The sequence below is a fragment of the Knoellia locipacati genome, from assembly GCF_007992835.1.
Classification (GTDB): domain Bacteria; phylum Actinomycetota; class Actinomycetes; order Actinomycetales; family Dermatophilaceae; genus Knoellia; species Knoellia locipacati.
Window position 1 is genome coordinate 468,922 of sequence record NZ_BKBA01000008.1, and the last position, 12,590, is coordinate 481,511.

10 protein-coding genes are annotated in these 12,590 nt (G+C 70.2%); 7 read left to right on the plus strand and 3 right to left on the minus strand.

Translation table 11 applies throughout. The annotated features are described in order from the left end of the window. Positions 1–2 precede the first annotated feature (2 nt). From rpsD to KLO01_RS10525, 5 genes are all read left to right on the plus strand, one after another. Positions 3–611, plus strand: a complete 609-nt coding sequence (gene rpsD / locus KLO01_RS10505) for a 30S ribosomal protein S4 (protein WP_147064797.1) — start codon at positions 3–5, stop codon at positions 609–611. A 208-nt stretch (positions 612–819) separates the two neighbouring features. Beyond that, positions 820–1,860, plus strand: coding sequence for a DNA-directed RNA polymerase subunit alpha (locus KLO01_RS10510; protein ID WP_035947003.1), 1,041 nt, complete (start codon positions 820–822; stop codon positions 1,858–1,860). A gap of 27 nt (positions 1,861–1,887) precedes the next feature. After that, on the plus strand, positions 1,888–2,595 hold the full coding sequence (gene rplQ, locus KLO01_RS10515; RefSeq protein WP_147064799.1) for a 50S ribosomal protein L17, sunset domain variant: 708 nt from the start codon (positions 1,888–1,890) through the stop codon (positions 2,593–2,595). 134 nt (positions 2,596–2,729) lie between these two features. Further along, positions 2,730–3,443 carry an HAD family hydrolase gene (locus KLO01_RS10520; RefSeq protein ID WP_147064801.1) on the plus strand — a complete coding sequence of 238 codons (714 nt, stop codon included), beginning with the start codon at positions 2,730–2,732 and terminating at the stop codon, positions 3,441–3,443. After that, on the plus strand, positions 3,440–5,995 hold the full coding sequence (locus KLO01_RS10525; protein WP_147064803.1) for a glycoside hydrolase family 65 protein: 2,556 nt from the start codon (positions 3,440–3,442) through the stop codon (positions 5,993–5,995). The genes KLO01_RS10520 and KLO01_RS10525 overlap by 4 nt, the downstream gene beginning before the upstream one ends. On the opposite strand, the gene KLO01_RS10530 is transcribed toward KLO01_RS10525, so the two are convergent. Beyond that, positions 5,959–6,261: a DUF2087 domain-containing protein gene (locus KLO01_RS10530; protein WP_147064805.1), complete on the minus strand. Its 303-nt coding sequence runs from the start codon at positions 6,259–6,261 to the stop codon at positions 5,959–5,961. The genes KLO01_RS10525 and KLO01_RS10530 overlap by 37 nt on opposite strands. A gap of 10 nt (positions 6,262–6,271) precedes the next feature. After that, positions 6,272–7,573, minus strand: a complete 1,302-nt coding sequence (locus tag KLO01_RS10535; protein ID WP_345119082.1) for an MFS transporter — start codon at positions 7,571–7,573, stop codon at positions 6,272–6,274. A 149-nt stretch (positions 7,574–7,722) separates the two neighbouring features. On the opposite strand from KLO01_RS10535, the gene truA reads away from it, so the two are divergent. Next, positions 7,723–8,568: a tRNA pseudouridine(38-40) synthase TruA gene (truA, locus tag KLO01_RS10540; RefSeq protein WP_147064809.1), complete on the plus strand. Its 846-nt coding sequence runs from the start codon at positions 7,723–7,725 to the stop codon at positions 8,566–8,568. 37 nt (positions 8,569–8,605) lie between these two features. On the opposite strand, the gene KLO01_RS10545 is transcribed toward truA, so the two are convergent. Then, on the minus strand, positions 8,606–9,268 hold the full coding sequence (locus KLO01_RS10545) for an LmeA family phospholipid-binding protein (protein WP_147064811.1): 663 nt from the start codon (positions 9,266–9,268) through the stop codon (positions 8,606–8,608). Between the two features lie 186 nt (positions 9,269–9,454). Between KLO01_RS10545 and KLO01_RS10550 the strand changes: the two genes are divergently transcribed. Then, the gene (locus KLO01_RS10550; RefSeq protein ID WP_186828004.1) at positions 9,455–12,562 is read left to right on the plus strand and encodes a pullulanase X25 domain-containing protein; all 3,108 of its coding nucleotides are present in this window, start codon (positions 9,455–9,457) and stop codon (positions 12,560–12,562) included. The last annotated feature ends 28 nt before the right edge of the window (positions 12,563–12,590 follow it).

A 12,590-nucleotide genomic window follows, 5' to 3' on the forward strand; every position in this document is an offset into this window, starting at 1 on the left:
ACATGGCTCGTTACACCGGCCCCATCACCAAGAAGTCGCGTCGCCTCAAGGTCGACCTCGTCGGCGGCGACAAGAACTTCGACCTGCGTCCCTTCCCGCCCGGCCAGCACGGCCGTCGCCGGATGCAGGAGAAGGAGTACCTCACCCAGCTGCAGGAGAAGCAGAAGGCCCGCTTCACCTACGGCGTCATGGAGAAGCAGTTCCGCCGCTACTACAAGGAAGCGGCGAACCGCCCCGGCAAGACCGGTGAGAACATCCTGACGATCCTCGAGTCGCGACTCGACAACGTCATCTACCGCGCGGGCCTCGCCCGCACCCGTCGTGCGGCGCGTCAGCTCGTCACGCACGGCCACTTCGAGGTCAACGGCAAGCGCGTCGACGTCCCGTCCTACCGCGTCGAGCAGTACGACATCATCACCGTGCGCAAGCAGTCGACGGAGAAGCTGCCGATCCAGCTCGCTCGCGAGACCTTCGGTGACCGCCCGACCCCGGCCTGGATCCAGGTCGTCCCGGGCTCGCTGCAGATCCTGATCCACTCGCTCCCCGTGCGGGCGCAGATCGACTCGATCCTCACCGAGCAGCTCATCGTCGAGTTCTACTCGAAGAACTGAGCACCACCGACGTATTGCCCGTGCGGGACGACGAGCGTCAGCGAGTTGTCCCACACGGGCAATAGGTCGGAGCCGGACGCACGAAGGTGCGCACCCGGCATACCGCATGCGTGTCCCGGTCACAGACAGAGGTGGCCCGGGCGGCCGGGTCCACCCGGCAGTTTCACGAGGCGTCATATAGCGGTCGCCCGTGGGAAGGAACATCACCGTGCTCATCGCACAGCGTCCACTCCTCTCCGAGGACGTCATCTCCGAGAACCGGAGCCGGTTCGTCATCGAGCCCCTGGAGCCCGGCTTCGGCTACACGCTCGGCAACAGCCTGCGTCGCACCCTGCTCTCGAGCATCCCGGGTGCCGCGGTCACGAGCATCCGCATCGACGGCGTGCTCCACGAGTTCTCCACGATCCCCGGGGTCAAGGAAGACGTCACCGAGATCATCCTCAACATCAAGGGCCTCGTCGTCTCCTCGGAGCACGACGAGCCGGTCGTCATGTACCTGCGCAAGCAGGGTGCGGGCGCCGTCACCGCCGCGGACATCGCGCCCCCGGCCGGTGTCGAGGTCATCAACCCCGACCTGCACATCGCGACGCTCAACGACAAGGGCAGCATCGAGATGGAGCTGACCGTCGAGCGCGGCCGCGGCTACGTCTCCGCCGCCCAGAACAAGTCCGGTGACCAGGAGATCGGCCGCATCCCGGTCGACTCCATCTACAGCCCGGTCCTCAACGTCACCTACAAGGTCGAGCTGACCCGAGTCGAGCAGCGCACCGACTTCAACAGCCTCGTCCTCGACGTCGAGACCAAGCAGGCCGTCTCCCCGCGTGACGCGCTCGCCTCCGCCGGCAAGACCCTCGTCGAGCTCTTCGGCCTCGCCCGTGAGCTCAACGTCGAGGCCGAGGGCATCGACATGGGCCCGTCGCCGACGGACGCCGCGCTCGCCGCGGACCTCGCCCTGCCGATCGAGGACCTCGACCTCACGGTCCGTTCCTACAACTGCCTCAAGCGCGAGGGCATCCACACCGTGGGTGAGCTCGTCGGTCGCAGCGAGGCGGACCTGCTCGACATCCGCAACTTCGGTCAGAAGTCCATCGACGAGGTCAAGGCCAAGCTCCACGGCATGGGCCTGGCGCTCAAGGACAGCCCCGCCGGCTTCGACCCGAGCCAGATCGCTTCCTACGACGACGAGTTCAGCTTCTCCGACGCCGACGACGCCGAGGACGCGTCGTTCGCCGAGGACGAGCAGCTCTGACGCTGACCCACATCAAGGAGTAATGACATGCCTACCCCCACCAAGGGTCCCCGTCTCGGAGGCGGCCCGGCTCACGAGCGGCTCATCCTGGCCAACCTCGTGACCTCGCTGTTCGAGCACGACTCGATCACGACGACGGAGTCCAAGGCCAAGCGCCTTCGCCCCCTCGCCGAGCGCCTCATCACGTTCGCCAAGCGCGGCGACCTGCACGCCCGTCGCCGGGTCATGACGGTCGTCCGTGACAAGGGCGTCGTGCACCGCCTCTTCGTCGAGGTCGCCCCCGACATGGCCGAGCGCCAGGGTGGCTACACCCGCATCACGAAGATCGGCGCCCGCAAGGGCGACAACGCCCCCATGGCGGTCATCGAGCTCGTCCGCGAGCCCGTCGCCAAGAAGGCCACCGTCAAGGAGGCCGAGGGCGCGACCAAGCGCGCCGTCAAGGAGTCCAAGGCCGCTGAGGCCGAGACCTCGGAGGCTCCGGCCGCCGAGGCGACCGAGGCTGCTGCCGTGGTCGAGCTCCCCAAGGGCGCTGTCGCCGCGAACGAGGACGGCTCCGCTCCCGAGGGCTACTCGGTCAAGGGCAACGCCGACTCCGGCAAGTACCACGTCGAGGGTTCGCAGTGGTACGACCAGACCGAGGCCGAGTTCTGGTTCGCCTCGGCCGACGACGCCAAGGCTGCCGGCTTCGAGCCGGCCGGTGGCGAGGCCAAGCAGGCCGAGGGCGACGACGCCTGACCTGCTGCACCACGGCATACGCACAGGGCCGGTCACTTCCCGCGGGGGGTGACCGGCCCTGTCGTATGCCGTCCGCCGCGGGGCCGTGGGCTGCCGGTTCGTCGGTTGGGGCCATGGCTCCGTAGGCTGGCGGCATGGACTGGAACGCCTACGACGCTGCCCTTTTCGACCTCGACGGGGTACTGACGCCGACGGCGGAGGTGCACATGCGGGCCTGGGACGAGATGTTCAACGCCTACCTGTCGTCCAAGGGCGTCTCGCAGCCCTACACCGACCAGGACTACTTCGACCACGTCGACGGTCGGCCGCGCTACGACGGCGTGCGCGCGTTCCTCACGTCGCGCGGCATCGACCTGCCCGAGGGGGACCCGTCGGACGGCCCCGAGGCCGAGACGGTGAGTGGGCTGGGCAACCGCAAGAACGACGCGTTCAACGCGGTCCTCGCGCGTGACGGCGTGGAGGCGTATGCCGGCTCGCTGCGGCTGCTCGACGCCCTCGCCGAGCGCGGCACGAAGATGGCCGTGGTCTCGTCGTCCAAGAACGCACCTGCGGTGCTCGAGGCAGCCGGGATCGCCGACCGCTTCCCCGTGGTCGTCTCGGGCGCTGTCGCGGCCGAGCTCGGGCTCGCCGGCAAGCCATCGCCCGCGACATTCCTGCACGCGGCCGAGCAGCTCGGCGTCGACAAGGACCGGGCGGTCGTCCTCGAGGACGCCACCTCGGGTGTCAAGGCCGGGCGCGACGGGGAGTTCGGTCTCGTCGTCGGCGTGGACCGTGGCGCCGGTGCCGAGGGCCTCACCGACGCCGGTGCGGACGTCGTCGTGACCGACCTCGAGGAGCTCCTTCCGTGAGGCTCGACTTCGACGGCTCGGACCCGCTCGACCGCGAGCGCTTCCCGGTGGACGAGTGGCGGCTCGTCGAGGCCTTCCCGAGCGATGACGACCTCGGTCTCACCGAGACCCTCTTCGCGATCGGCAACGGCTACCTCGGCATGCGGGGCAACCCGCCCGAGGGCCGTCCCTCGGCGACGCACGGGACGTTCGTCAACGGCTTCCACGAGACGTGGGACATCCACCACGCCGAGCAGGCCTACGGGTTCGCCCACACCGGGCAGACGATCGTCAACGTGCCCGACAGCAAGGTCATGAAGCTCTACGTCGACGACGAGCCGCTGCTCCTGTCGACGGCCGACCTCATGGAGTACGAGCGCTCGGTCGACTTCCGCGACGGGATGCTCCGTCGGCACCTCATCTGGCGCACCCCGTCGGGCAAGATCGTCCAGGTCGACACGACCTGCATGATCTCGTTCACGGAGCGGCACCTCGCCATCATGACGATCAAGGTGACGATGCTCGGTGGCAGCGCCCCGGTCGTCATCTCGAGCCAGGTCCTCAACCGCCAGGACGGCGCGGACGAGTACCAGGACCGCGAGGCGATGGCCAAGAAGGAGGGCTGGGACCCGCGCAAGGCCGGCTCGTTCAGCTCGCGCGTCCTCGAGCCGCAGGGCCACTGGCACAGCGATCGGCGGATGATCCTGGGCTACAAGTGCGCCCGGTCGGGCATGACGCTGGCCGTCGGCGCCGACCACACCATCGAGACCGACAACGTCGTCGAGGAGCTCATCGACACGCAGCCCGACCTCGGCAAGAAGGTCTACCGGGTCGATGCCACCGAGGGCGAGACGATCACGATCACCAAGGCCGTGGCCTACCACTCGTCCCGTGGCGTGCCCGCGCGCGAGCTCTTCGACCGGTGCCGCCGCACCCTCGACCGTGTCCGCCGTGACGGCATCGCGCGCGAGCTCGACCAGCAGCGCGACTGGGTGCAGAAGTACTGGGACAACGCCGACGTCGAGGTCGAGGGCCACCCCGAGGTCCAGCAGGCCGTGCGGTGGAACCTCTTCCAGATCGCGCAGGCCTCGGCCCGGGCCGACCAGCTCGGTGTCGCGGCCAAGGGTGTGAGCGGCAGCGGCTACGAGGGCCACTACTTCTGGGACACCGAGATCTACGTCGTCCCGTTCCTGGCCTACACGTTCCCGACGGCTGCCAAGAACCTCCTGCGGTTCCGGGTCAACCTGCTTGACCACGCCCGGGCCCGTGCCCGCGAGCTCGCCCAGCGCGGTGCCCTCTTCCCGTGGCGCACGATCAACGGGCTCGAGGCCTCGGCCTACTACGCGGCCGGCACCGCGCAGTACCACATCGACGCCGACGTGGCGTATGCCGTGGCGCGCTACACCGACGCCACCGGTGACGAGGACTTCCTGCGCCGCGACGGTGCGGAGATCCTCGTCGAGACGGCCCGCATGTGGGCCGACCTCGGGTTCTGGCGCGTCGACGGTGGGCGCACGTTCCACATCCACGGGGTCACCGGACCCGACGAGTACACGACGGTCGTCAACAACAACCTCTTCACCAACGTCATGGCCCGCTTCAACCTCGAGCGGGCGGCCGCGGCGGTGCGCGAGATCCGCGAGGGTGACCCGACGGCATACGCGCGGCTGCGGTCCCGGCTCAACCTCCAGGACGAGGAGGTCCAGGAGTGGGAGGAGTGCGCCGCGCACATGGCGGTGCCGTTCGACGAGGGCCTGGGCATCCACCCGCAGGACGAGAACTTCCTCGACCGCGAGCTGTGGGACCTCTCGCGCACTCCCGCGGACAAGCGGCCGCTGCTGCTCAACTACCACCCGCTCGTCATCTACCGCTTCCAGGTGCTCAAGCAGGCCGACGTCGTGCTCGCCCTGCTGCTCCAGGGCGACCGGTTCTCGCTCGACGAGAAGCGGCGCAACTTCGAGTACTACGACCCGATCACGACGGGTGACTCCTCGCTCAGCGCGGTGGTGCAGTCGATCATCGCGGCCGAGGTCGGGCACCACAAGCTCGCGATGCACTACTTCCTGTCGGGGCTCTACGTCGACCTCGCCGACCTCCACGGCAACACCGCCGACGGGGTGCACATCGCCTCGGCCGGCGGGGTGTGGAACGCGCTCGTCTACGGGTTCGCCGGCATGCGCGACCACGGCAAGGGCCTCACCTTCGACCCGCGGCTGCCGGACACCTGGCCGCGCCTGTCGTTCCCGCTGCGGGTGCACGGGACGCGGCTGCGCATCGTGCTCGAGCAGGACGCCATCACCTTCACGGTGGTCGAGGGCGACCCGACCACGGTGAGCGTGCGCGGCGAGAGCCACGTCGTCGGCGGCGACGGGCCCGTGCGGGTCGAGCTCGACGGGCAGGGGCCGCGGCTCACGCACCTCGTGCCGCGCCAGCCGGCGCCGGTCGTGCGTGCCGACGGCACGGTCATCACCGCCGGCGTGCCCACCGACCCCGAGACGCTCGCCCAGGAGGCCGCCCTGCAGGCGGTCTCGGCGGCTCAGTCGAGCGCGACCGTCCCTCCGGCGCGCCAGTAGGTCCCGTCGCGCCGGTCGAGGAAGCCTTCCTCGACGAGGTAGCGCCGCAACGCCGCGTGGTCGGGGTGGCGGCGCTGCAGGATCTCGTTGACGGAGGCCTCGGGATAGATCTCACCCAGGGCGAAGTCCTGGGCGAGGAGGTCGAGCACGACGAGCCGCTTGGCGATCCGCGTCGGGATCGAGGAGAGCCGACCGTCGGCGCCCACGAAGGCGCGCAGCACGACGTCGCGCTGCTTGAGGGCGTCGGTGAGGGCGGGGCGGTCCATGCCGTCGAGCCTACGAACCGGGTGCGTCGGACGCGAGCGACTTCTCGTGCGGGGTGGCCGTCCGCCGCGCCGGGCCGGCGAAGTGGCGGGCGAGCGGGACGAGCGCCAGGACGAGGACGAGCGGCACGGCATACCCGATCCGCAGGTTGCCCGCGCCGATTGCTCCGGTGAGCACGGCACCGAGCAGCGCGCCGAGGTAGTTGAACTGGTTGAAGCGCGCGATGGTGGCGTCGACCCTCGCCCGTCGGGCTGCGTCGTCGCCGGTGCCGGGGTCGGTCGCGTCGCTCGCGATCCGGGCGGCGGCCGAGAACGCGAGGGGTGCGATGACCGCGACGCCGAGGCCGACGACGAAGAACCCGAGGATGGCGACCTGCCACGTCGAGCTCGGTGCGAACACGACGACGAGGAGCCCGGTGAAGGCGAGCACGGCGCCGACGCGCACGACCGCGGTCGGGCCGAAGCGGGCGGTGAGGCCGTCGCCGAGGAGCCGGGCCAGCAGGGTCGCCGCGAGGTAGGGGAGCGTGGCGAGCGCGAACATCGCGCTGCTCGTCGGTGGGTCGTCGAAAACGGTGTCGCTGCTGAGGTAGGTCGGACCCCACGCCGTGGCAGCGGTGTCGACCATGTAGAAGAGCACCAGCGCCACGCCGACGAGGGCGATCCGGCGCCACGGCAGCCCGAGCTCCTGCACCGAGGGCGGGGTGGTGCTGCTGGGGACGTCGCGCCGCAGGAGGGGCGTGGCGAGCACGGCGAGAGGGGCCAGCACGAGCAGCCAGGCCATGACGGGGAACGACACCGGGACGAACGCCAGACCCGTGGCCAGTAGGCCGCCGGCGGTCCAGGCGGCATGGAACGACGGCAGCACGGGGCGCCCGAGCCGGTGCTCGAGGGTGACGGCCTGCATGTTGCTCGCGGCGTCGTTGGCGCCCAGGCCCAGGCCGTAGCAGGCCACGCCCGCGACGAACGCCGCGAACGTGCCCTCGCCGCGGACGCCCACACCGATGACGACGAAGCCGAGGGCGATGAGCACCAGGGCGAGGCGGAGGGTGCTGGCGCTGTCCGTGCGGGCGGCGAGGCGCTCGGCGACGACCGAGCCGACGCCGGCGAGCAGCACGAGCATGAGCATGAGCCCTGAGAGCGCGAGCTCGGACAGCGCGAAGAGGTCGCGCACGACCGGCAGTCTCAGTGTGAGCGAGATGAAGAGCAGCCCCTGGACGAAGAAGGCTGCGCTGATCGCGGCTCGGGAGGGGCGCAGGTCCACCCGTGCAGCGTGCCACGCGTGGCGGGTGCGGGGGCGGTTTCCGCCGGGGCGCAACGAAGGTGCTCGGTGCAGGAGTGTCTGTGCTTCGCCCCGTGAGCCAAGGGCACCTCGAGAGCCTCACCCTGCGGTGCGGTCGCCAGGCGCCCGGCACCGAGCACCCGGGCCGGCGGGACGGCCCCTCCGGCTGGCTAGGCTGCGGAGCCATGACGTTGTTGCGGGTGCGGATCGACCTGGCCTACGACGGCACCGGCTTCTCGGGCTGGGCCGCGCAGCCGGGTCGTCGCACGGTCGAGGGAGAGCTGTCGGCCGCCCTGACGACGTTGCTCCGGTCGCCGGAACCGGTGCGGCTCACCGTGGCCGGGCGCACGGATGCCGGGGTCCACGCGCGCGGCCAGGTGGCCCACGCGGACGTCGACGCCACGGCATACGCCGCGGTGCCGGGCCGGTCCACCCGCTCACCGGAGGACGCGGCGCGCACCCGGCTGGCCGGCATCCTCCCTGCCGACATCGTCGTGCGGGAGGTGTCCCGCGCACCCGAGGGCTTCGACGCACGGTTCTCGGCGACGCAGCGGCGCTACCTCTACCGGATCTGTGACCGCATCGGCGGCCTCGACCCGCTGCGGCGGCACGACACCGTCGTCGTCAAGGACGAGCTCGACGTCGCCGCGATGGGCGAGGCCGCGACCCGGCTCGTGGGGCTCAACGACTTCGCGGCGTTCTGCAAGAAGCGCGAGGGTGCGACGACCGTCCGGACGCTGCTCGACTACTCGTGGAGCCGTGCGGCGGACGGGACCGTCGAGGGCTCCGTCGTCGCGGATGCGTTCTGCCACAGCATGGTTCGTGCGCTCGTCGGCTCCGTCGTGCCCGTGGGGCTGGGCCGGGCGCCGGTCGGCTTCCCGCTCGACGTCCTCACCGCGAGGGCGCGCGACCCGCGCGTCACGGTCATGCCCGCCCACGGCCTCTCGCTCGAGGAGGTCACCTACCCGGCCGACGCGGACCTCGCCGCGCGCGCCGAGGAGGCCCGGGCCACGCGTTCGCTCGACGACTGACGGGCCGTCAGCGCGCGCGATGCCTCACCGGCGGGCCTCAGGGCGAGACGGTGACCTCGGCGCCACGCAGGTGTGCGCGAAAACCGTTGGCCTGCACCGAGACCGACGTGAGGGCCATCCCCTGGGGGACGCCCTCGATCGTGTGCCGGATGGTGACGAGGCGTCGCACGATCGACGAGGCCGCAGAGTCGAGCCAGTCCGGACCGTCGAGGTCGATCGTCTGCGGCTCGATGACGAGCTGTCCGCCCTGGGCGCGGACGACACCGGTGGCCCGCACCTCGACGTTCTGGCCGAGGACGCTGACCTGCCGCCGCAGCCCGGCGAGACCGTCGGCGGCGGCGAAGAGCGTGACCCCGCCGCCGATCTGCGAGGCTGCCGTCGCGAACGGGAGCGAGGCGTCGATGTCGAGGCGGGAGGCGCGCAGCCCGTCGCCGGTGAGCGTCACGCCGGAGCCGATCGCGGTGACGTCCGTGAGACCGCCGTCACCGGTGACCACCTGGCTGCTCGTGAGCCGGACGTCACCGAGCCACGTCTCACCCTTGCCGAGGTCGGTCGGTGCCGTGGGCCGGGTCGTCGGTGCCGTCGTGGGCACGGCGACGTCGGCGCCGGACCCCGGGCTGCCCACCGACCAGACGAGGGCGAGGGCGGCGACGAGGAGCGCCACGAGCATGGTGACCGCACCGAGGAGGAACTGCTTCACACAGCCCATCCTGCCCTGCGCGGGCACCGTGACCGGGCGCGCCGTCCGCTCCCGGTCGCGGTGACGGCCCGCAGAGATGGTCCGGCTCCGGGCTTCATGTAAAACGTTTACGCAGATAGCCTCCAGCGCAGACCTTTCAGCCGCGAGCCGACGATGGCGCCGCGGGGAAGCCCCGGAGGAGCAACGATGCCCAGTCCACGCCGCCGCCTGTATGCCGTCGCAGCGGGTGCCGCTGTCGCCCTCGTCCCGGCGCTGGGGGCCTCGCTCCCCGCCTCGGCCGACACCACGACCGTCGCCCTCGTCGGGTCGCTGCAGTCCGAGATCGGCTGCCCCGAGGACTGGAAGCCCGAGTGCGCGGCCTCGGAGCTGACCCGGGTCGGGGACACGACGGCATACCGCAAGACGTTCACCGTGCCGGCCGGGACCTACGAGTACAAGGTCGCGCTCAACGACGGCTGGACCGAGAACTACGGCGCGGGTGGCGTCCTCGACGGCCCGAACATCCCGCTCGTCCTCGAGGGCCCGGCGAAGCTGGAGTTCACCTACGACCACGCGAGCCACGTGGTGAGCCTCGTGCCCAAGACGCTCGCGCGCAGCACCTCCCGCGACGACGCACGGCTGGCCGCCGACTCGCTGCGCTCCCCGCTCACCCGTGAGCGGTTCTACTTCCTCATGGCCGACCGGTTCGCCAACGGCCGCACCGACAACGACCGCGGTGGGCTCACCGGCGGGCCGCTCACCACCGGTTTCGACCCGACGCACAAGGGCTTCTACCACGGTGGCGACCTCAAGGGCGTCATGGACAAACTCGACTACATCAAGGGCATGGGCACGACGGCGATCTGGCTCACGCCGAGCTTCAAGAACAAGCCGGTGCAGGGCAAGCCGGGGGAGGAGAGCGCGGGCTACCACGGCTACTGGATCAACGACTTCACCCAGATCGACCCGCACCTCGGCACCAACGCGGAGATGAAGGCGCTCATCGCGGCCGCGCACAAGAAGGGGATGAAGGTCTTCTTCGACATCATCACCAACCACACGGCCGACGTCATCGACTACAAGGAGCAGCAGTACACCTACCGCTCCAAGAAGAACTACCCCTACAAGGACGCGTCCGGCGTCGCCTTCGACGACCGCGACTTCGTGAACAAGGCGTTCCCGGCGATGGACCCGTCGGTCTCCTTCCCCTACACGCCGTTCCTCCACGCGGGTGACGAGAAGGCGAAGACCCCGGCCTGGCTCAACGACCCGCTGATGTACCACAACCGCGGTGACTCGACCTTCGCCGGGGAGTCCTCGACCTACGGCGACTTCATCGGGCTCGACGACCTGTTCACCGAGCGGCCCGAGGTCGTCGACGGCATGGGCGAGATCTACAAGAAGTGGGTCGACTTCGGCATCGACGGGTTCCGCATCGACACCGTGAAGCACGTCAACCTCGAGTTCTGGCAGAAGTTCGTGCCGGCGATCCTCGGCGAGGCCAAGGCGGTCAAGAACGACGACTTCTTCGCGTTCGGCGAGGTCTACGACGGCAATCCCGCGGTGATGTCCGAGTACACGACGCGCGGCAAGCTCCAGGCGACGCTCGACTTCGGGTTCCAGCAGCAGGGCGTCGACTTCGCCAAGGGCAAGCCCGCGAACGTCCTCGCCGACTTCTTCAGCAAGGACGACTGGTACACCGACCAGGACTCCAACGCCTACCAGCTGCCGACGTTCCTCGGTAACCACGACATGGGCCGCGTCGCGATGTTCCTCAAGGAGGGCACCAAGAGCGAGGCCGAGCACCTGGCGCGGGTGAAGTTCGCCGAGTCACTGATGTTCGCCACGCGTGGCAACCCCGTCACCTACTACGGCGACGAGCAGGGCTTCATCGGCACCGGTGGCGACCAGCTCGCCCGCGAGGACATGTTCGCGAGCAAGGTCGACGTCTACAACACCGAGGACGTCCTCGCCGGACCCGAGGGGTCTCGCGACCGCTACGCCACGACGCACCCGCTCTACGAGCACATCAAGGCCCTGTCCGCCGTGCGGGCGAAGCACCCCGCGCTCGCGGACGGTGCCCAGGTGCAGCGCTTCGCGGCCGAGGGTGCGGGCATCTTCGCCGTCTCGCGGATCGACGCCAAGCAGAAGGTCGAGTACGTCGTGGCCGCCAACAACGCCACCACCGCGTCGCGGGCGACCATCCCGACCTGGAGCAAGGGCAAGGGCGTGGTGTTCACGCCGGTGTCCGGGGCCAGGCGTGCGGTCAAGGCCGCGGCGGACGGCTCGATCACCGTCACGGTGCCGCCGCTCTCGGTGAGCATCTGGCGCGCCAACAAGCCCGTCGACACCACCGGTGCGGCGCCGAAGGTCACCGTCTCGACCGGCGAGGCCCACACCGTCGCCGACCGCGCCGAGGTGTCGGCGGACGTCTCGGCGAGCACGTTCGCGCAGACGACGTTCCTCTACCGTCCGGTGGGGACGACGAAGTGGCGCACCATCGGGACCGACGACAACGCTCCCTTCCGCGTGTTCCACGACGTCTCCGGTATGCCGTTGGGCTCGCTCCTCGAGTACCGCGCGGTCGTGCGCGACGCGGCCGGCCGGGTGGCCGCCAGCGGGTCATGGGCCTCGGTGGTGGCGCCGAAGACCGGCGGCTCCGTCGAGGGCGAGATCGGTGACTCGCCGGCGACCCAGCCCACGACCGTCGGGACGACGGGCACCCACAACTCCGAGATGGGCTGCAGCAAGGACTGGGACGAGCTCTGCGACGCGTCGCAGCTCGCGCTCGACCCGGCCGACAAGATCTGGAAGAAGGCGTTCACGCTTCCGGCGGGTCCCTACTCGTACAAGGCGACGCTCGACAAGTCGTGGACCGAGAACTACGGCGAGAAGGGTGTGCGCGACGGCGGCAACATCTCGTTCGAGACCGCCGACGGCCAGGTGACGTTCTTCTACGACCCGACGACGCACTGGGCGACCTCGGACGAGGAGACCGAGATCATCACGGCGCCGGGCACCTTCCAGTCCGAGCTGAACTGCCCGGCGGACAACCGGGCGGACTGCATGCGTCCGTGGCTGCAGGACAAGGACGGTGACGGCGTCTTCACCTGGGCCACGACGAAGATCCCTGCGGGCACCTACACGTTCGTCATCGCGCACGACCGGTCGATGTCCGAGACCTACGGCGACGGTGGCGCAGCGGGTGGCGCGCCGATCACCCTCACGGTGCCGAGCGACGGGGCGCGGACGAACTTCGTCTACGACTCGGCGACCCACCGCACCACGGCGACGAGCGCGGTCGCTGCTCCCTGACACCCCACCCACCCGACAGCGTCTGCGG